The organism is Roseobacter sp. TSBP12, from assembly GCF_009129705.1.
In the GTDB taxonomy this organism is placed as follows: domain Bacteria; phylum Pseudomonadota; class Alphaproteobacteria; order Rhodobacterales; family Rhodobacteraceae; genus Celeribacter; species Celeribacter baekdonensis_A.
In genome coordinates, this window is sequence record NZ_PYIB01000046.1 from 14,589 (window position 1) to 34,163 (window position 19,575).

Consider the following 19,575-nt stretch of genomic DNA (forward strand, 5'->3'; position numbering starts at 1 on the left):
AAGCGGCTGGGGAGGCGACCATGCGACGTTTGGCCCATCTTTGGCCGATCTGAGCGCACTCATTCTAAAGTATAAGAGGGTGTATCTTGATCTACGCGCGCAACCCCTCTATACGCGCCCGGTGGACGAGACCGTTCATAAGAATCAACATTTGTAAGCCGTGGTTGCCCACTCCGTCGCTGGAGGGCACATCCGGCAAGGAGAAGCGACATGAAATTGCATGAATTGCGTGATAACGCAGGCGCCACCAAAGCTCGGAAACGCGTTGGCCGTGGTCCGGGTTCCGGCACCGGTAAAATGGGTGGCCGTGGTATCAAAGGTCAAAAATCCCGTTCGGGTGTGGCGATCAAAGGCTACGAAGGCGGTCAGATGCCTTTGTACCAACGTCTGCCGAAGCGCGGCTTTAACAAGCCGAACCGCAAAGAGTTCGCTGTTGTGAACCTCGGCCTGATCGAAAAATTCATCGAAGCGGGCAAACTCGACGCCGCAAACGTCACCGAAGACACTTTGGTGTCCTCCGGCCTGATCCGTCGCAAACTCGACGGCATTCGTGTTTTGGCGAAAGGTGAAGTCACCTCGAAACTGTCGATCACTGTGACCGGCGCATCGAAATCTGCGATCGAAGCTGTGAAAAAAGCAGGCGGTTCGCTGACTGTGACTGCAAAGGCCGACGCGGCAGCCGAATAAGGCTTGTGACAGAGGGCCCGGACCCTTAAGTCATCCTTAAGTTTTCCAAGCGCGCCCCCGGAAGACCGGTCGGGCGGCGCTGTTCGTGAAGAGAGAGACCATTAATGGCATCCGCAGCAGAACAAATGGCAGCGAACCTCGACTGGGGCACCCTCGGGAAAGCCAAAGAGCTTCGTCAGCGTATCTTTTTCACCCTCGGTCTTTTGATCGTCTACCGTCTGGGCACCTATATTCCGGTGCCGGGGATCGACGGTGGCGCGTTAAAGAACTTTATGGATCAGGCGGCATCCGGCATTGGTGGCATCCTGTCGATGTTCACCGGCGGTGCGTTGGGCCGGATGGGTATTTTCGCCCTCGGCATCATGCCTTACATCTCTGCGTCGATCATCGTTCAACTGATGACCTCGATGGTCCCCTCGCTTGAGAACCTCAAGAAAGAGGGCGAGGCGGGGCGCAAGAAGATCAACCAATACACCCGTTTTGGCACGGTCGCCTTGGCACTGTTTCAGGCCTACGGTTTGGCTGCTTCGCTTGAGGCTGGCGATCTGGCCCATGATCCGGGCTGGTATTTCCGCGCGGGCGTTGTGATCACCCTTGTGGGTGGCACCATGTTCCTGATGTGGCTCGGTGAACAAATCACCCAGCGTGGTATCGGCAACGGCATCTCCTTGATCATCTTCGTCGGCATCGTGGCCGAAATTCCGCGCGCCTTGGCTCAGTTCTTTGAATCTGGCCGGACCGGCGCGGTGTCCCCGGCGGTGATCCTCATCGTGATCGCCATGATTGTCGGTGTGATCGCCTTCGTGGTCTTCATGGAGCGGGCGCTGCGCAAGGTTCACATCCAATATCCCCGCCGTCAGCAGGGTATGAAAATCTATGACGCGCAGTCCTCCCACCTGCCGATCAAAGTCAACCCGGCGGGCGTGATCCCGGCGATCTTTGCAAGCTCCCTCTTGCTGTTGCCGACCACTGTCGCGACCTTCTCCGGTCAGGGTGACGTTGGTCCGGTGATGTCGACCATTTTGGCCTACTTCGGTCCAGGGCAGCCGCTCTATCTGTTGTTCTTCACCCTCATGATCGTGTTCTTTGCCTATTTCTATACCGCCAACGTCGCGTTCAAAACCGAAGACGTGGCTAAGAACCTGAAGAATCAGAACGGTTTTATCCCTGGCATCCGCCCGGGCAAAAAGACCGAGGAGCATCTGGACTACATCGTGGCCCGTATCCTCGTCATCGGCTCCGCCTACCTTGCGGCAGTTTGTCTCTTGCCAGAGATTTTGCGTAGCCAATTCGCCATTCCTTTCTATTTTGGCGGCACTTCGGTGTTGATCGTGGTATCGGTGACGATGGATACGATTCAGCAAATTCAATCTCACTTGCTGGCGCACCAGTATGAGGGTCTGATTGAGAAATCTCAGCTGCGTGGGAGGAAGCGCAGCAAAAGAGGGACGACACGGAAATGAACATAATTCTGCTTGGACCACCCGGCGCGGGCAAAGGCACACAGGCACGCCGTCTTGTTGAGGAGCGCGGTATGGTGCAACTTTCGACCGGGGATATGCTGCGCGATGCGCGGACCTCCGGGACCGAGATGGGGCAAAAAGTTGCTGCAATCATGGATGCGGGGCAACTCGTCACCGATGAGATCGTGATTGGTCTGATTGATGAAAAAATCCGCAACGGCAATGCCGCTGGATTTATCTTTGATGGCTTTCCGCGCACCTTGGGTCAGGCTGATGCGCTCAACGAACTGTTGTCGCGCAATGGCGCCCAACTCGAAGCTGTGATCGAGATCGCCGTCGACGACCAAGCGCTCGTCAACCGCATCACGGGCCGTTACACCTGTGGCAATTGCGGTGAGGTGTACCACGACACCACCAAGCCGACGAAAGTCGACGGGGTGTGTGATGCTTGTGGGTCGACCGATCTGAAACGCCGCGCGGACGACAATGAGGACAGCCTCAAAACCCGTCTGATGGAATATTACAAAAAGACCTCGCCGCTGATTGGCTACTATTATGCCCGTGGTGATCTGAAGTCCGTCGATGGCCTGCAAGATCCGGAAAAAGTGGCGGCGGATATTGCTAAGGCGCTGGCGTAAACGCGCCACATCCTTGGCAAGACTTGGAAATTCACCGGGGCCTCTTGACGCTCCGGTGATTCCCCCTTATGGCAACCCATCCCTATGGGGCAAAGATTCGCCGCCGGACCGAGTCCGAGGCAATCAGATTGAATTCAGCTGCGGCTCGCGAGGCCTAAAGCCCGCGAGCCAACGTTGTGAAAAAAGGTTCCGGTATTACGGAACCGCAACGAAAGGACAGACCACGTGGCACGTATCGCCGGCGTAAACATCCCCACTGCAAAGCGGGTCCCGATCGCCCTCACCTATATCACTGGCATTGGCAACACCTCTGCCCAAGCTATCTGCGAAGCCGTTGGCATCGAGCTGACCCGTCGCGTCAACGAACTCTCCGACGCCGAAGTTCTCGCCCTGCGCGAACATGTCGACGCCAACTACACCGTCGAAGGTGACCTGCGTCGTGAGACTCAGATGAACATCAAGCGTTTGATGGACCTCGGTTGCTACCGTGGCCTCCGTCACCGCCGCAACCTCCCGGTGCGTGGTCAGCGGACCCACACCAACGCGCGCACGCGCAAAGGTCCGGCAAAAGCAATCGCCGGCAAGAAGAAATAAGGGAGGGCATAGAACATGGCACGCGATACCCGTCGTACCGCTAAGAAAAAGGTCTCCAAGAACATCGCCGCTGGCGTTGCTCATGTGAATTCGACCTTCAACAACACCAAAATCCTGATCTCCGACGTGCAGGGCAATGCGATCGCTTGGTCGTCCGCTGGCACCATGGGCTTTAAAGGCTCGCGGAAATCCACACCTTACGCCGCTCAGATGGCTGCGGAAGATGCGGCGAAAAAGGCTCAGGATCACGGTCTGAAAACCATCGAAGTCGAAGTTCAGGGTCCGGGTTCGGGGCGTGAATCTGCGCTGCGCGCACTTGCGGCTGTTGGTTTGAACATCACGTCTATTCGTGACGTGACGCCGATTGCGCACAACGGCTGCCGCCCTCCAAAGCGTCGCCGCGTGTAATCACGCCTATATTATTTGGATCGCGGGTTCACGCCCGCGGTCCGTTTTTGCGTTTAAAAGACCCCTCGGGCGTTCTCCGCTTACGGACATGGGCGGGAGGACAGGAATGGAGGCTACTTCAATGATCCACAAAAATTGGGCCGAGCTCATCAAACCGCAGCAGCTTGACGTCAAGCCGGGCAACGAGCCTGCACGTCAGGCTACCGTTGTCGCCGAACCGCTGGAACGCGGCTTTGGCTTGACACTGGGCAACGCGCTGCGTCGCGTGCTGATGTCGTCGCTTCAGGGCGCGGCCATCACCTCCGTTCAGATCGACAACGTTCTGCACGAGTTTTCGTCCATTGCGGGCGTGCGTGAAGATGTCACCGACGTGATCCTCAACCTTAAAGGCATTTCTTTGCGCATGGATGTGGAAGGGCCGAAGCGCCTGTCCATCGCCGCCAAAGGGCCGATGGTTGTCACCGGCGGTGATATTTCCGAATCTGCTGGCATCGAGGTTTTGAACAAAGATCACGTGATCTGTCACCTCGATGACGGCGCTGATTTGTTCATGGAACTGACGGTCAACACCGGCAAAGGCTATGTCTCCGCCGAGAAAAACAAGGCCGAAGATGCGCCGATCGGTTTGATTCCGATTGATGCGATCTTCTCGCCAGTCAAAAAAGTGTCCTACGACGTGCAGCCGACCCGCGAAGGTCAGGTGCTCGACTATGACAAGCTGACGATGAAAATCGAAACCGACGGTTCGTTGACCCCGGAAGATGCAGTCGCATTCGCGGCACGTATCCTTCAGGATCAATTGGGCATCTTCGTGAACTTTGATGAGCCGGAATCGGCTGGTCGTCAGGAAGAAGACGATGGCCTCGAGTTCAACCCGCTTCTGTTGAAGAAAGTGGACGAGCTGGAACTGTCTGTCCGGTCGGCAAACTGCCTGAAAAACGACAACATCGTTTACATCGGCGATCTGATCCAGAAAACCGAAGCCGAGATGCTCCGCACCCCGAACTTCGGTCGCAAGTCGCTCAACGAGATCAAAGAGGTTCTGTCCGGCATGGGCCTGCACCTCGGTATGGATGTCGAAGAATGGCCGCCTGAGAACATCGAAGACCTGGCGAAGAAATTCGAAGACCAGTTCTAAGCAATTTGGGGGAGGCTTCGGTCTCCTCCCTCGACAATGCCCGGAATTGCCGGGGAACATGTGGGCCAATGCCCCAAGGAGAGCCGGTGACACGCATCGCCGGTCAGACAAAGCAAAACACGCTATAGGAGAGACACATGCGTCACGCTAGAGGCTACCGCCGCCTGAACCGGACCCACGAACACCGCAAAGCGATGTTCTCCAACATGTCCGGCTCGCTCATTGAGCACGAACAAATCAAAACCACCTTGCCGAAAGCCAAAGAGCTTAAGCGCATCATGGACAAGCTGATCACCCTCGGCAAACGTGGCGATCTTCACGCCCGCCGTCAGGCTGCTGCTCAGTTGAAACAGGACAAAGATGTTGCGAAACTCTTTGAAATTCTCGGCCCGCGCTATGCAGAGCGCAACGGTGGTTACACCCGCGTTTTGAAAGCTGGCTTCCGTTATGGTGACATGGCCCCGATGGCCATCATCGAGCTGGTTGACCGCGATCCGGCCGCCAAAGGCGCTGCCGACCGTGCGCGCCTTGAGGCCGAAGATGCCGCAATGGCCGAAGAAGATTAAGTCTTCTCGATTCGATTCTAAAAAGCCCCGCCTCGTGCGGGGCTTTTTTGTTTAAATGTGTAAATTTGATGCATTTTGTCAGTATTCTTGTCTTTTCGCCTTGGGATTTTGCCCCAATACTGGACGAACAGAGGCATTTTGGGCCGGGTGCCGCACGGTGTTTGTCAAAAGAAACAGATCATTTGATCAGAAACCATGCGAAAAGGCGCAATTCATCATGGCGCGTTCATAACGACACCCAAAGAGGCTTTTCAAACGATACTCTTTGGTTTAATCCTTGTTTAGGTGGTCGCCTTAAGGTTGTCGCTTCCTTTCGTAAAAGAATGAATTTTATCAATGTCTGACACAACGGAACTCACGCGCTTGTTTGCTCAGCTTCGGGCTGCATCTCCGGCCGGATATTCGGTCGGGTTACATATTCGGTTTGCGTCGCCGCTTGTTGCGGAGGCCACATATGATCCGAAATGGCTCGAACATTACACGGCGAACGCCTATGCGCTGAGAGATCCGATGATTGCTTGGGGATTGAGCTGCGAAGGGCAAACAAGGTGGAGCGAAATAGAACTCCCCGATCCATTTAATCTTTGGAGGCAGGCCGCTGAATTCGGCCTGAACTATGGTATCGCCGTGTCCTGTGGACCGGTTCAGTCGAGAACCATCATTGGGTGTGCCCGCGCGGATCGCGAATTTACGGATCAAGAGATCACGAAAATTGCTACCATTGCGCGCACGCTGCATGAAATCTCGGAACCCCAAACAGATCTGACACAGGCTCAAATTCAGGCCCTCCGGTGCATCGCGGGCGGTGATCGTCATGCAGCAGCCGCGGCCAAGCTCGGGATTTCGGAGAGCGCGCTTAAGGCGCGTCTTGTCTCTGCCCGGGAACGTCTTATGGCCCGGACGACCTCAGAGGCCATTCAAAAAGCCAAGGAGATCAAGCTGTTGTGACGGTGCTCGCTCTCGCGTTGCGTTGAAGAAATCAACCAACACCGGAGACGTACCATGCAAACGACCACACTTTCTTTTGCCAATCTGCACAACCATGGCGATCTTTTCGCCAACATGCTTCGCGCCAGACATGAAACCTTCATTCAACATGCGAAGTGGGATTTGCCGCAGGCCGATGGCATGGAATATGACCAATACGACACGCCCGCTTCCCGTTGGATCGCGGTTCACGAGTTCGGAGATGTGTTGGCCGGAATCCGCTTGACCCCGACAACCACAAAATGTGGCATTTATTCCTATATGATTCGTGATGCTCAGCGGGGGCTTTTGGACAGTATCCCGACCAATCTGTTGTTTGAGGAGGCACCTGTTGCGCCGCATGTTTGGGAATCGAGCCGAATTTTCGTCTCGCCCCGCGTACCTGCGAAACAACGGATGCGGGTCCAGATGAGCCTGATTGGGGAAATGACCAATTCCGCGCGGGCCTTGGGGGCCACGTCGGTTTTGTGTCTCATCCCTGAAAATGGCAATCGCTGGGGGCGTCGTGTCGGTCTCGACATTGATGTCGTGGGGCCTGTGATGGACATAGGCGGCGCGCGCAACGCGTGTATGCGCATCAATCTCAGCAACAAACTTCACTAACCATGTGTTTTGGACCGGGGCCGAAACGCGCCATTTCGGCCCCGATACCTCTTTTCCATCGGACATAAGCGGCGTAACGTCCGCCTATGTCTGACCTTTTTGCATCCACCGAACCACCGACCCCACACGCCGCCGGACCCCGCCCGCTGGCCGATCGTTTGCGTCCGCAAACCTTGGGCGAGGTGATTGGCCAAGAGCAGGTGTTGGGACCCGACTCGCCGCTTGGTGTGATGTTGGCCTCTGGTTCGCTGTCTTCGATCATTTTCTGGGGGCCGCCGGGCGTGGGCAAAACCACCATCGCACGGTTATTGGCGGCCGAAACCGATCTGCATTTCGTTCAGATTTCTGCAATTTTCACCGGCGTGCCGGACCTGCGCAAAGTGTTTGAAGCGGCGAAAATACGGCGACAAAACGGTCAGGGCACCCTGCTTTTTGTTGACGAAATTCATCGTTTCAACAAGGCGCAACAGGACAGTTTCCTGCCCTATATGGAAGACGGCACCATTCTTTTGGTTGGGGCAACCACGGAAAACCCCTCGTTTGAACTCAACGCGGCTGTGTTGTCGCGGGCGCAGGTGATGGTGTTGACGCGGCTGTCTTTGGCCGATCTTGCGCTTTTGGCTGAGCGCGCCGAGCGCGAGTTTGGCAAGGCTTTGCCGCTGAATGCCCGCGCGCGCGACACGCTGTTTGAAATGGCGGATGGCGACGGGCGCACGCTGTTGAACCTGATTGAACAGATCGTCGCGTGGAAGGTCGAAACGCCGCTTGATCCTGAACAGCTTGGCAAGCGTCTGATGCGGCGTGCCGCGAAATATGACAAATCCGGCGATGAGCATTACAATCTGATTTCGGCGCTACACAAATCGGTACGCGGCTCGGACCCCGATGCAGCGCTTTATTGGTTTTCGCGGATGTTGGAGGGCGGCGAGGACCCGCGCTATCTGGCGCGGCGCCTGACCCGGATGGCGATCGAGGACATCCAATTGGCCGATCCTCAGGCGCAGGCGATGTGTCTGCATGCCTGGGAGGTCTATGAACGCTTGGGCTCACCCGAGGGCGAATTGGCATTGGCGCAGGCGGTGGTCTATCTGGCGCTCGCGCCGAAGTCGAATGCGGTCTACACGGCCTTTAAAGCGGCGCGGGATGCAGCGCGCAAAACCGGGTCTGAACCGCCACCCAAACACATCCTCAACGCGCCGACCAAACTGATGGCGGAGCAGGGATATGGCGAGAATTACGCCTATGATCACGATGCCGAGGACGGGTTTTCCGGGCAAAACTTTTTTCCCGACACGCTCCCCCGCACCCAGTTTTACAAACCGGTTGAGCGCGGGTTTGAACGGGATTTGGCCAAGAGAGTGGCCTATTTCGACAAGCTGCGTGACAAACGCACCAGTTGACGTTGACATTGCTCCCGGCACATCACAGGAAGCGCCAAGCAGAAAGGCCTGAAGAGAGGACCGTCATGCCCCCCTTGATCCAAGTCGCCCTCGGAGGTGCGTTCGGCGCCACGGCGCGTTATGTGACTGGCCTCGCCACGGCAAGGCTTTTGGGTAAGGATTTCCCATGGGGCACCGTGACGGTCAATTTCATCGGCTCGTTTTTGATGGGGGTCATCGTCGTGGTGCTCGCCCATGAAAACGGCAACCGCTACGCACCGCTGTTGATGACAGGGATGTTGGGTGGCTTTACAACTTATTCGGCCTTCTCGCTGGATGCGATTACGATTTATGAGCGCGGCGAGGTCACTTTGGCCGCTCTTTACATCGTCGCAACATTGGTGCTCGCATTGGGCGGCATCGTATTGGGCCTTTACACCGCACGGAGTTTTTACGCATGAGCCGGGTTCAGATGATCACCATTGGCGACGATCAACCCGAGCAAAGGCTCGACCGTTGGTTTCGCAAAATGTTTCCACAGATCACCCAAGGCAACATCGAAAAGATGTGTCGCAAGGGTGACATTCGCGTCGATGGCGGGCGGGTGAAATCCAACACGCGAGTGGGGCCGGGGATGGAAATTCGCGTGCCGCCATTGCCCGATCAGGCAGCCCCTGTACGAGATCGCAGCGGCGATGCCATTTCTGCAGCTGATGAGAAGCTGATCCAGTCCTGCGTGATTTACAAAGACGATTACGTCATCGTGTTGAACAAACCGGCGGGCTTGCCGACCCAAGGCGGATCGAAACAGACCCGCCATGTCGATGGTCTGGCTGAGGCGCTTAAATTCGGGCTTGAGGAAAAGCCGCGCCTTGTGCACCGGCTTGACAAGGACACCTCTGGCGTTCTGATTTTGGCCCGCACGCCTGCAATGGCCACGAAACTGACCGAAGCCTTCCGCCACAAAAACACCCGCAAGATTTACTGGGCTTTGGTGGCGGGCGTGCCTGTGCCCTACCTTGGCGAAATCAAATACGGTTTGATGAAAGCCGGGGGCCATGGCGCACGCGGCGAGGGCGAAAAGATGATCGCCATTCACCCGCGCGACATGAACGCCAACCCGGATGCCAAACGCGCCCATACGCTTTATGCCACGCTCTACCGCGTCGGCTCGCGCGCCTCTTGGGTGGCGATGGAGCCGATCACCGGGCGCACCCACCAGCTGCGCGCACATATGGCCGAGATCGGCCATCCGATCATTGGCGATGGTAAATATGGTGGCTCTGGTCAGGAAAATCTTGGCGATGGCTGGGGCGCACAATTGGGCGGGATCATTTCGAAAAAGCTCCACCTGCACGCGCGCAGCCTGACCTTTGAACATCCGGTGACGCATAAGGTCATCACCGTGACCGCGCCCTTGCCCGAACACATGCGCAATAGTTGGGACACCTTTGGCTGGACCGACGATCTGGCCGCCGTTGATCCGTTCGAGACCCTGCGATGACCAAACTCGTTATTTTCGACGTCGATGGCACGCTGGTCGACAGTCAGGCCCATATCATCGCGTCAATGGAGGCGGGGTTTGCAACCGTGCGGCAGGCGGCCCCGGATCGCGACACCATCCTGTCCATCGTTGGCCTGTCCTTGCCGGTGGCGATGCGCGAACTTGCACCCGAGGCGGATGACGCCGCGCTTGCGCAGATGGTTGACGGCTACAAAGACGCGTTTCAAACCCAACGATTGAAACAGGGCGCGGCCGCCTCGCCGCTTTATCCCGGTGCCGAAGAGGCCCTGCGGACTTTGGGCGCGCAGGGCGATGTTGCGTTGGCGATTGCGACTGGAAAAAGCCGCCGAGGGCTTGATGCACTGCTGGCCGATTGGGCGTTTGCCGATCTGTTTGTCACGACGCAATGCGCCGATGATCACCCATCCAAGCCGCATCCTTCGATGGTCTTGACCTGTCTCACCGACTGTAACGTCGCGGCGTCTGAGGCGGTGGTGATTGGCGACACGACCTATGATATGGAAATGGCCGGCGCGGCACGGGTCAAAGGGATTGGTGTACGCTGGGGCTATCATGGGCATGATGCGCTCATGGCTGCGGGCGCGCATGTGGTTTTGGATGATTTTGGCCAGCTCTGCGCGGCCTTGGATGAGATGTGGAAAGGGTGACGACGTGTCCGAATGGAAGGCAAAGCGGTTTTGGAAAAAGACCACGGTTGAGGCTGTTGAGGGCGGGTTTGAAATCCGTCTGGATGGCCGCCCGGTGCGCACCCCTGCCAAAGCGCCGCTGATCGTTCCGACCCGCGCTTTGGCCGAGATGATCGCGGCGGAATGGGAGGCACAGGAGGGGGACATTGACCCAAACACCATGCCCGCCACCCGTAGCGCCAATGCCGCGATTGATAAAGTGGCCATTCAACACGCCGAGGTTGCCAATTTGCTGGCCGATTATGGGGACAGTGATTTGCTCTGTTACCGCGCCGCCCATCCGCGCGAGTTGGTGGAGCGTCAGGCGGAGCAGTGGGACCCTATTCTCGACTGGGCCGAAGAGGCGTTTGGCGTGCGGCTTTATCCCCGGACGGGCATCATGCATGTGCCGCAGGAGGCGGCGGCGTTACAGGTCCTGCGCGCCAAAAGTCACGGGTTCAACGCATTTGAACTGGCGGCGTTTCACGATCTGGTCAGCCTGTCAGGCTCGCTGATTCTTGGCCTTGCGGTCACCCATGGCAAGTTGTCCGCAGACGAGGCCTGGATGCTATCGCGTCTTGATGAACTGTATCAAATTGAACAATGGGGCGAGGACGAGGAGGCCAGTGAGAGCGCCGAAATCAAGCGCCAAAGCTTTGTTCATGCAGAACTCTTTTACCGATTGGTCAATTAAGTGGCGCGCTGACAATTGCCTTGCTGAAATCACACGCATTTCCGCAAGTGGTTTGGGCGAACGCACGGTTATCATGCAGAATCGTGATCCCACTCTTGACGTTCTGGAATGAATCCCTCCAAACTACGCTCATTGAAGGGGCAATTGCTCACTTCGGTAAAGCTCCCGACCCGGAGGGGATCGGAAAAGAAGCGCCGAAAACGGCGCAGTATCAGGAAGAGGTAAACATGAAAAAATCCGTATTTCTTGGCGCGCTGACGATGGCTGGCCTTGCCGCTGGTGCGGCGATGGCTCAAGATTCGTCGACACTTGCCGCCGTCCAAGAGCGCGGCGCGCTCAAATGCGGCGTGAACCCGGGCACCCCCGGCTTTGCTGCGCCGGACGCAAACGGTAAATACATCGGTTTCGACGTTGATCTGTGTCGCGCTGTTGCCGCTGCCGTTCTCGGCGATGCTGAAAAAGTTGAATACACTCCGCTGACCTCCGCTGTGCGTTTCACCGCACTGGCATCCGGCGAAGTCGACATGCTGGCACGGAACACCACCTGGACCTTCTCGCGTGATGTCGATCTCAAAAACACCTTTGTGGGCGTGAACTATTACGATGGTCAGGGCTTTATGGTTCCGAAAGCCCTCGGTGTGTCCTCCGCAAAAGAACTGGCTGGTGCGACCGTGTGTATCGAAACCGGCACCACGACCGAGCTCAACCTTGCGGACTATTTCCGTGTGAACAACATGGATTACGAACCGGTTCCGGTTGAAAGCTTTACCGAAGCTCAGACCCAGTTCCTTGCGGGTGCATGTGACGTCTACACCACAGACGCCTCCGCTCTGGCCGCATCGCGCGCCTCTTTCGAAACCCCGGAAGCCTATGTGGTTCTGCCGGAAATCATCTCCAAAGAGCCGCTTGGCCCGCTTGTGCGTCACGGTGACGACAATTGGGGTGACATCGTGCGCTGGACGTTGAATGCGATGATCACCGCTGAAGAATTTGGTGTGACCTCTGCCAATGCACCGGAACTTGTCAAAGGCACTGAGAACCCGGAGATCAACCGTCTTTTGGGCGTTGAAGGTGAACTTGGCGCGATGCTGGGGCTCGACAATGCGTGGGCATACAACGTCATCACCCAAGTTGGCAACTACGGCGAAAGCTTTGAGAAAAACATCGGTGAGAACACTCCGGTGGGTCTGGCGCGTGGGTTGAACGCCCTTTGGACCGAAGGTGGCCTGATCTACTCGCCGCCCTTCCGTTAAGATCATAATGTGGGAAGGGCGCGGGTCATACCGCGCCCTTTTCCGTTCTGACGCTACCCAAACGATAGTCAAACATTTCGGCGTGCGGACCATGGGATCGCGCGGGGTATGGGTTTATTCAGGGGAAACAGGGGACCGTCTCTTATGACGACACTTACAGATATACCGCAAAGTCAGGGTTTTCGGCTCAGTCAGTTGATTTACGATACGCGGTATCGCTCGATCACCATCCAAGTTATTGTTTTTATAGCCTTCATGCTGGTTGGCTGGATACTTGTCCGCAACGTGACGATCAATCTTGCCAATCTTGGCAAGGAAATTGATTTCACGTTTTTGCGCAACCCGTCCAACTATGACATCCAGCAGACCTTGATCGAATATGACTCGACATCGAGCAATTTCCGCGCCGCCATGGTTGGCTTGCTGAACACGCTTCTTGTCGCCTTCCTGGGGTGCATTCTGGCAACTTTGGTGGGGGTCACGGCCGGTGTGTTGCGCCTGTCGAAAAACTGGCTCGTGGCCAAGATCATGACGGTCTATGTCGAAACCTTCCGCAACATCCCGGTGGTGATCTGGATCATCGCCACGATGGCGGTCTTGTCCGAGACCCTGCCTCAACCAAGCGCCTTTCGGGGTGAAACGCCTTCGGCGTCGATGTGGCTTTGGGATACGGTTGCGGTGACCAACCGGGGGACATACATCCCCATGCCGGTTTGGGGCGCAGGTTCCGTCTTTGTGATTGTCACGTTCTTGTTGTCGCTTCTGGCCATCTGGTCCTTTGGCAAATGGGCGCAACGCCGCTTTGAAGCGACCGGGCAAATCCTGCCAACCGCTTGGATCAAACTGGCGATCTTCATCGCGCCGACGCTTTTGGTTTACATGGCTTTGGGTGCTCCGATCACCTTTGATTCCCCGGCGCTCAAAGGTTTTAATTTTCAGGGTGGCATTCAGCTTAGCAACTCGATGATCGCACTTTGGCTGGCGCTGTCGATCTACACCGGTGCCTTTATTGCCGAAATCGTGCGCGCGGGCATTCTCGCGGTCTCCAAGGGCCAGACCGAAGCGGCCTTTGCCCTGGGTCTTCGTCCCTCGCGCACAATGAACCTTGTGATCTTGCCACAGGCGCTCCGTGTCATCATCCCGCCGCTGATTTCACAGTTCCTCAACCTGACCAAAAACTCCTCTCTCGCTCTGGCTGTGGGTTATCAAGATTTGCGCGCCACGCTGGGCGGGACAACGATGAACAACACCGGGCGCGAGCTTGAATGCATGCTTTTGATGATGCTGATTTATCTCATCGTCTCTCTGATCATTTCATCGGGCATGAACGTTTACAACAAATCCATGAAGTTGAAGGAGCGTTAAGATGAGTGATCAAAAATCGACCATCGCCTATGTGCGCTCCGAAATTTTAGAACAACAACCGGCCCCGCGTGGACAGGTCGGGGCCTCCAAATGGGTCCGTGAAAACCTGTTTTCGGGCTGGTTCAACACGATTTTGACGCTGGTGTCGCTCTATCTGGTATTCAACCTGTTGCAAGCGCTCGTGCCTTGGGCCTTTGGCGGGGTTTGGACCGCGGATTCCTTGCAGGACTGTCGCGCCATCCTCAACGAACGCTATGGCAACACCCATCATGCCTGTTGGGCCGTCATCAACGAGCGTTGGAACCAGATCGTCTATGGGACATTTTTCCCGTCCAGCGAATATTGGCGCACCCATGTCGCCTTTGTCCTGTTGATCCTCGCGATCTTGCCGGTGCTGTTCGATGCACTCCCCCGCAAGATGATGTGGATCACCGTGGCCTATCCGTTTGTCATGGTCTGGCTGATCTGGGGGGGCTCGCTTTGGGGGCCGCTCTCTGTGGCTGTCGGCTTTGGGATTGCCTATTTTGCCGCCTCGGTGGCGGCGCGTTATCTTGGTTCTGGCCTGATTGCTCTGGTCTCTGTTGTCGCCGCTTTGGTATGGTGGATGATCCTTGGCCCCATCGTGGTCTCGGCGCTCAACGACACAGTGCCGCTCTTGGCCTTACGTGAAATCCAAAGCCGCGAGCTTGGCGGGTTTGTCATCTCCGTGATCATTGGTGTCTCCGGCATTGCTCTGTCGCTGCCGTTGGGCATCATCCTCGCTTTGGGGCGCCAATCCGATCTGCCTTTGGTGAAAATGATCTGTGTCGGTTTCATCGAATTCCTGCGGGGCGTGCCACTGATCACCTTGCTGTTCACCGCCTCGCTGTTGCTGAACTACTTCCTGCCCCCTGATACCGAGTTTGACCTCACCTTACGCGTCATCGTCATGGTGACCTTGTTCTCTTCCGCCTATATGGCCGAAGTGATCCGCGGCGGTCTTGCCGCCCTGCCAAAGGGTCAATACGAGGCCGCCGATGCGCTGGGTCTCGACTATTGGAAAGCACAGCGGCTTGTCATCATGCCGCAAGCGTTGAAAATCTCGATTCCGGGTATCGTGAACACCTTTATCGGCCTGTTCAAAGACACCACTCTGGTCTTTTTCATCGGCATTTTCGACATGCTCGCCGCCGCTCAGGCGATCCGCGCAAACTCCGCATGGAACGGCATCACTTGGGAACTCTACATCTTCATCGGACTTATCTTTTGGGTCTGCTGTTTCTCTATGTCTCGTTATTCACAGTGGCTGGAGCGCAAGCTCCGCACCGATCACCGTTAAGAAAGGAGACCGGATATGTCTCTCGCAGAAGACCGCACAATCGACCGCTCGAAGCTGACCGTCTCCGATGAGGTGGCCGTTCAGATCGTCAATATGAACAAATGGTATGGGGAATTTCACGTGTTGCGTGACATCAACCTGACCGTCAATCGCGGTGAGCGGATCGTCATCGCCGGGCCGTCTGGCTCCGGTAAATCGACGATGATCCGTTGTATCAATCGCCTCGAAGAGCACCAAAAGGGCAAGATCATTGTCGATGGCACCGAATTGACTTCGGATTTGAAAAACATCGACAAAATCCGTTCGGAAGTCGGAATGTGCTTTCAGCACTTCAACTTGTTTCCGCATCTCACCATCTTGGAAAACTGTACGCTTGCGCCGATGTGGGTCCGCAAAACGCCGAAACGCGAGGCCGAAGAAATCGCGATGCATTTCCTCGAAAAAGTGAAAATCCCGGAACAGGCCGACAAATACCCCGGCATGCTTTCGGGGGGGCAGCAACAGCGCGTGGCCATTGCCCGCTCGCTGTGCATGAAACCGCGGATCATGTTGTTTGACGAGCCGACCTCGGCGCTTGATCCGGAGATGATCAAAGAGGTGCTCGACACCATGATCGAACTGGCCGAAGAGGGCATGACCATGCTCTGCGTGACCCATGAAATGGGGTTTGCCCGTCAGGTCGCCAACCGCGTGATCTTCATGGACCAGGGTCAGATCGTCGAACAAAACGAGCCGGAAGAGTTTTTCAACAATCCGAAATCGGATCGCACCAAACTGTTTCTGTCTCAGATCCTCGGCCACTAAACCAACACCAGATCACACACTATCGCAGACCAAAGGACGCTCTTCGGGGCGTCCTTTGTTTTGGGTGCCTCCTGACCGGGTATCTTCCGGGCGGGTGTCGCACTGGAGGCGCAGTATCGTCACAAAAACTTCGCATCCGCGTCACGCAGAATATGCTTTGTGGTGAAATTCATCCGTACGATTATGCCCCCCAAAACCCAAACGATCCTAGGCTGTGCCTCGGCCAATCCATTAGAGCAGCGCCCCTCATGACCCTACACACGTTCCAAGGCGCAACCGTCTACCTCCCCGGCGAAATCGCACAGGTCAATGTCACCGTGTTTGACGGCCATATCGTTGAAATCGACGGTCCGGCGCAGGGCGAGATCATTGATGCCAAGGGTAAAACCCTTGCCCCCGCGTTGATCGACGTCCATGGCGATGCGTTTGAACGCCAACTCATGCCCCGTCCCGGTGTTTTTTTCCCGCTTGAGGCTGCTGTGATCGACACCGATCGACAACTCGCTTCCAACGGCATCGCGACCGCCTATCATGCCGTCACGCTCGGCTGGGAACCGGGGCTGCGCGATGTGGCGCGCGGTCGCCATATGATGCAAGCGTTGTTGGATTTGGCCCCACGCCTTACGGTTGAAAACCGGGTTCAACTGCGCTGGGAAACCTTTGCTCTTGAGGCGCTTGATGTCATCGAATGGGCGCTTGGCGCGCCGTTTTTGCCCTCCATCGCCTTTAATGATCACACATCCATGACCATGCGCGGGTTTGATGTTGCGATCCAGGAACGGGCGTTTGAATTTTCACCCGCGTTTTCCGTGGCCGATCTCACTGATCCCCGGATGACCGCCCGCATCGCGGCCAAGGCGCATCGTTCGGGGCTTACCAATGCCGAATACGTCGCGCTTTTGGCCCGTGTCTGGGAACGGCGGTCTGACGTGCCTGCGGCCATCGACAGGGTCGCCGATCTGGGCCGCGAAGCTGGCGCTCCCATGCTAAGCCATGATGACACCCGCTCTGAAACCCGGAGCTATTTCCGCGCGTTGGGTGCGAGAGCGGCGGAATTTCCCATGGTGATGGAGGCGGCTCTGGCCGCGCGAGACAGGGGCGATCTGATCATTTTTGGCGCGCCCAATGCCGCCCGCGGTGGCAGCCACATCGGCTCTTTGAGCGCGGGCGATATGGTGGAAGCGGGGCTTTGCGACGCCTTGGCCTCGGATTATTTCTATCCGGCGATGTTGGCCGCCGTGGCGCGGTTGGACGCCGATAAACGTGCGGATCGCAGCGCAATTTGGTCTCTGGTCTCCGCGGGTCCGGCACGGGCGATGAACCTGAGCGACCGGGGTGAGATCGCGCTTGGAAAACGCGCCGATCTTGTGCTGATCGACTGGCCCGAGGGCCAAGCGCCCTCGGTGCTGGGCACTTGGGTTGGTGGACGATGCGCCTATCGTGGTCAGCCCGCCGGATGAAACCAGATCTGCGCGATTACATCCCTTCTGTTGGCCTCGGACTCACGCAGATTCTGGGCTACGGCAGTCTGATGTATGCCTATGCCGTGCTGTTGCCACGGATGGCTGACCATCTCGATCTTTCGCTGTCGACCGTTTTTGGCATCCTGTCATTGGGCCTGTTGTTTGGCGGGCTTGTCTCACCCGTGGCGGGCATGTTGGTTGATCGCTTTGGCGGGCGTTGGGTCATGACACTTGGCTCGATCGGTGCCGGACTGGCGCTGATGTCCCTGTCACAAGTGAGCGGAAAATTCGGGCTTTTCCTTGCGATCTTGCTGGCCGAGGGGGCGGGCATGTTCGTGCTCTACAACGTTGCTTTTGCTGCGATCATGCGGATTGAGAGTCGTGTCCCTGCGGCGCGGGCGATTTCGATCATTGCTCTTTTTGGTGGTGTGGCCTCGACAATCTTTTGGCCTTTGACCCTGAGCCTTGCCAATGCGTTCGGTTGGCAGAGCACATGGATCACCTTGGGTCTCATGGTGCTTTTGATTTGTACGCCGCTGCATTTTGTTCTCCTCGGCGGACCGCAAAAAGGCCCGGAGGCAATCACCGCCCCGCTGAATCAGGACTGGCCCGAACTGCAAGGGGCCGTGCGACAGAAAGCGATGCTTTGGATGATCTTGTCCTTTGTGTTCTCGGGCTATGTGATGGGGGCTGTGATGACGCTTTGGGTGAGCAATGTGCAGACATTGGGGCACACAGCCGCGACAGCCGCCTTTGCGGGCGCCGTGATCGGACCGTTTAAAACCGTGGGGCGCGGGTTTGAAATGCTCGTAAGCCGAAACCTCTATCCGCTTGTGACCTATGCTATGTCGCTTGGGTTGATGATGGCCGGGTTTATCCTCCTTCTGGGGTTCGGAGCCAGTTTCATCGGCCTGCTCTGTGCTGCCGCGCTCTATGGCATGGGGGATGGGATCAAAACCATTGCCCGAGGCACGTTGCCGCTCGCTCTGTTTGGGCAGCAAGGTTACGGCGCGCGGCTGGGCTGGATGTCCTTTGTGCAAATGGCGGTCAACGCCTCGGCCCCTTTCACCTTTGCCTATCTGGCGGAGCAGTTTGGCGGGTGGTGGTCCTTTGCAGCCATGGCCGCTTGCCTGTGCTTTGCCCTTGCGACGTATTTTTTGATCCCCGACCCAAGGAGAAATCGCCATGTTGCCGCTTAAGATTGGTGCCTGCCTGAAAACGGGTGAGATTGCTTCGCATCGGGAGTGGCTGTTTGAGGCTGACCGCGACATCGAAGTGCAGGATTTCATGACCCATGCCGCCCTCACGGGCGAGTTTGAGGCGCGTATCGCTGCGGCGAAAACCGCGCTTGTGGGGCATGCCGGGCGGGTCGGGATTCATGGCCCTTATGAGGGCCTTGATCTCGACAATAAGGATCCGGAATTGCGCCCGCTCATCACCGCGCGATTTTTGCGGGCGTTGGAAGCAGCGGACCGGATCGGCGCCCGCCAGATGGTGCTGCACTCGCCCTATACGCGTTGGTATAAAAACAATCTTTTGTGTACCAAGGGCTATGCCGAGGCCAAACTTAAACGCATTCAGAGCGTCCTGACACCGGTCGTGCGCGCCGCCGAAGACATGGGCATCACGCTTGTGATCGAAAATATTCAGGACGTGGACCCGGCCACACGGCGCAAGATGGTCGAAAGCTTTGCTTCGCCTTCGGTTGCCCTGTCAATCGACACGGGTCATGCGCATTTGGCACGGTGCATGTCCGGCGCGCCGCCTGTGGATTATTTCGTGCGGGACGCGGGGGAGCAGTTGCAGCATATCCATATTCAGGACGTGGACGGCTATGCCGATCGCCATTGGGCGCCGGGCGAGGGCGACATTGAGTGGTCTGCGGTGTTTCGCGCTCTAAGCACCTGTGCGCGTGCGCCGCATGTGGTTTTGGAACTGCGCAACAAGGCCGACATCCCCAAAGGCTACGCCTATCTCAAAGGGCTTGGTCTGGTTGCATAAAACGATAAGCCCGCCGTCATGGAG

At 56.9% G+C, this 19,575-nt stretch carries 21 protein-coding genes; all 21 read left to right on the forward strand.

Annotated elements, in window-relative coordinates; genetic code table 11:
* Positions 1 to 210 precede the first annotated feature (210 nt).
* The 21 genes from rplO to C8029_RS14215 all read left to right on the forward strand — a co-directional run bounded on the left by rplO (position 211) and on the right by C8029_RS14215 (position 19,551).
* Positions 211 to 687 (forward strand): 50S ribosomal protein L15, encoded by a 477-nt coding sequence (rplO, locus tag C8029_RS14115; protein WP_009574029.1) that lies wholly within the window; start codon positions 211 to 213, stop codon positions 685 to 687.
* A gap of 104 nt (positions 688 to 791) precedes the next feature.
* A complete protein-coding gene (gene secY, locus C8029_RS14120; RefSeq protein ID WP_009574030.1) occupies positions 792 to 2,150 on the forward strand; it encodes a preprotein translocase subunit SecY in 1,359 nt (452 codons plus the stop codon).
* Positions 2,147 to 2,788, forward strand: a complete 642-nt coding sequence (locus C8029_RS14125) for an adenylate kinase (protein ID WP_009574031.1) — start codon at positions 2,147 to 2,149, stop codon at positions 2,786 to 2,788. Before secY ends, C8029_RS14125 begins: the two co-directional genes overlap by 4 nt.
* A 225-nt stretch (positions 2,789 to 3,013) precedes the next feature.
* Positions 3,014 to 3,382 carry a 30S ribosomal protein S13 gene (gene rpsM / locus C8029_RS14130; protein WP_009574032.1) on the forward strand — a complete coding sequence of 123 codons (369 nt, stop codon included), beginning with the start codon at positions 3,014 to 3,016 and terminating at the stop codon, positions 3,380 to 3,382.
* A 15-nt stretch (positions 3,383 to 3,397) separates the two neighbouring features.
* Complete coding sequence (gene rpsK, locus C8029_RS14135) at positions 3,398 to 3,790, forward strand: 30S ribosomal protein S11 (RefSeq protein WP_009574033.1); 393 nt, start codon at positions 3,398 to 3,400, stop codon at positions 3,788 to 3,790.
* A 121-nt stretch (positions 3,791 to 3,911) separates the two neighbouring features.
* Positions 3,912 to 4,928: a DNA-directed RNA polymerase subunit alpha gene (locus C8029_RS14140; RefSeq protein ID WP_009574034.1), complete on the forward strand. Its 1,017-nt coding sequence runs from the start codon at positions 3,912 to 3,914 to the stop codon at positions 4,926 to 4,928.
* Positions 4,929 to 5,065: 137 nt separating this feature from the next.
* The gene (rplQ, locus tag C8029_RS14145; RefSeq protein WP_009574035.1) at positions 5,066 to 5,494 is read left to right on the forward strand and encodes a 50S ribosomal protein L17; all 429 of its coding nucleotides are present in this window, start codon (positions 5,066 to 5,068) and stop codon (positions 5,492 to 5,494) included.
* A 336-nt stretch (positions 5,495 to 5,830) separates the two neighbouring features.
* Positions 5,831 to 6,442 carry an autoinducer binding domain-containing protein gene (locus tag C8029_RS14150; RefSeq protein WP_009574036.1) on the forward strand — a complete coding sequence of 204 codons (612 nt, stop codon included), beginning with the start codon at positions 5,831 to 5,833 and terminating at the stop codon, positions 6,440 to 6,442.
* Positions 6,443 to 6,496: 54 nt separating this feature from the next.
* On the forward strand, positions 6,497 to 7,084 hold the full coding sequence (locus tag C8029_RS14155; RefSeq protein WP_009574037.1) for an acyl-homoserine-lactone synthase: 588 nt from the start codon (positions 6,497 to 6,499) through the stop codon (positions 7,082 to 7,084).
* Positions 7,085 to 7,170: 86 nt separating this feature from the next.
* Complete coding sequence (locus tag C8029_RS14160) at positions 7,171 to 8,484, forward strand: replication-associated recombination protein A (protein WP_009574038.1); 1,314 nt, start codon at positions 7,171 to 7,173, stop codon at positions 8,482 to 8,484.
* A 65-nt stretch (positions 8,485 to 8,549) separates the two neighbouring features.
* Positions 8,550 to 8,924, forward strand: coding sequence for a fluoride efflux transporter CrcB (crcB, locus tag C8029_RS14165; RefSeq protein WP_009574039.1), 375 nt, complete (start codon positions 8,550 to 8,552; stop codon positions 8,922 to 8,924).
* Positions 8,921 to 9,967 carry an RluA family pseudouridine synthase gene (locus C8029_RS14170; protein ID WP_009574040.1) on the forward strand — a complete coding sequence of 349 codons (1,047 nt, stop codon included), beginning with the start codon at positions 8,921 to 8,923 and terminating at the stop codon, positions 9,965 to 9,967. The genes crcB and C8029_RS14170 overlap by 4 nt, the downstream gene beginning before the upstream one ends.
* The gene (locus tag C8029_RS14175; protein ID WP_009574041.1) at positions 9,964 to 10,635 is read left to right on the forward strand and encodes an HAD-IA family hydrolase; all 672 of its coding nucleotides are present in this window, start codon (positions 9,964 to 9,966) and stop codon (positions 10,633 to 10,635) included. The genes C8029_RS14170 and C8029_RS14175 overlap by 4 nt, the downstream gene beginning before the upstream one ends.
* Positions 10,636 to 10,639: 4 nt before the next feature.
* Positions 10,640 to 11,347 (forward strand): ATP12 family chaperone protein, encoded by a 708-nt coding sequence (locus C8029_RS14180; protein WP_009574042.1) that lies wholly within the window; start codon positions 10,640 to 10,642, stop codon positions 11,345 to 11,347.
* Between the two features lie 227 nt (positions 11,348 to 11,574).
* Positions 11,575 to 12,600 carry an amino acid ABC transporter substrate-binding protein gene (locus tag C8029_RS14185; RefSeq protein WP_009574043.1) on the forward strand — a complete coding sequence of 342 codons (1,026 nt, stop codon included), beginning with the start codon at positions 11,575 to 11,577 and terminating at the stop codon, positions 12,598 to 12,600.
* A gap of 144 nt (positions 12,601 to 12,744) precedes the next feature.
* Positions 12,745 to 13,965, forward strand: a complete 1,221-nt coding sequence (locus C8029_RS14190) for an amino acid ABC transporter permease (RefSeq protein ID WP_009574044.1) — start codon at positions 12,745 to 12,747, stop codon at positions 13,963 to 13,965.
* 1 nt (position 13,966) lies between these two features.
* Positions 13,967 to 15,283, forward strand: coding sequence for an amino acid ABC transporter permease (locus tag C8029_RS14195; protein WP_152003125.1), 1,317 nt, complete (start codon positions 13,967 to 13,969; stop codon positions 15,281 to 15,283).
* Between the two features lie 15 nt (positions 15,284 to 15,298).
* Entirely contained in the window at positions 15,299 to 16,087 is a 789-nt protein-coding gene (locus C8029_RS14200) for an amino acid ABC transporter ATP-binding protein (protein ID WP_009574046.1), read from the forward strand.
* 248 nt (positions 16,088 to 16,335) lie between these two features.
* Positions 16,336 to 17,547, forward strand: coding sequence for an alpha-D-ribose 1-methylphosphonate 5-triphosphate diphosphatase (locus tag C8029_RS14205; RefSeq protein ID WP_009574047.1), 1,212 nt, complete (start codon positions 16,336 to 16,338; stop codon positions 17,545 to 17,547).
* Positions 17,544 to 18,749 (forward strand): MFS transporter, encoded by a 1,206-nt coding sequence (locus C8029_RS14210; protein ID WP_009574048.1) that lies wholly within the window; start codon positions 17,544 to 17,546, stop codon positions 18,747 to 18,749. The genes C8029_RS14205 and C8029_RS14210 overlap by 4 nt, the downstream gene beginning before the upstream one ends.
* Complete coding sequence (locus C8029_RS14215; protein ID WP_009574049.1) at positions 18,736 to 19,551, forward strand: sugar phosphate isomerase/epimerase family protein; 816 nt, start codon at positions 18,736 to 18,738, stop codon at positions 19,549 to 19,551. Before C8029_RS14210 ends, C8029_RS14215 begins: the two co-directional genes overlap by 14 nt.
* Positions 19,552 to 19,575 lie beyond the last annotated feature (24 nt).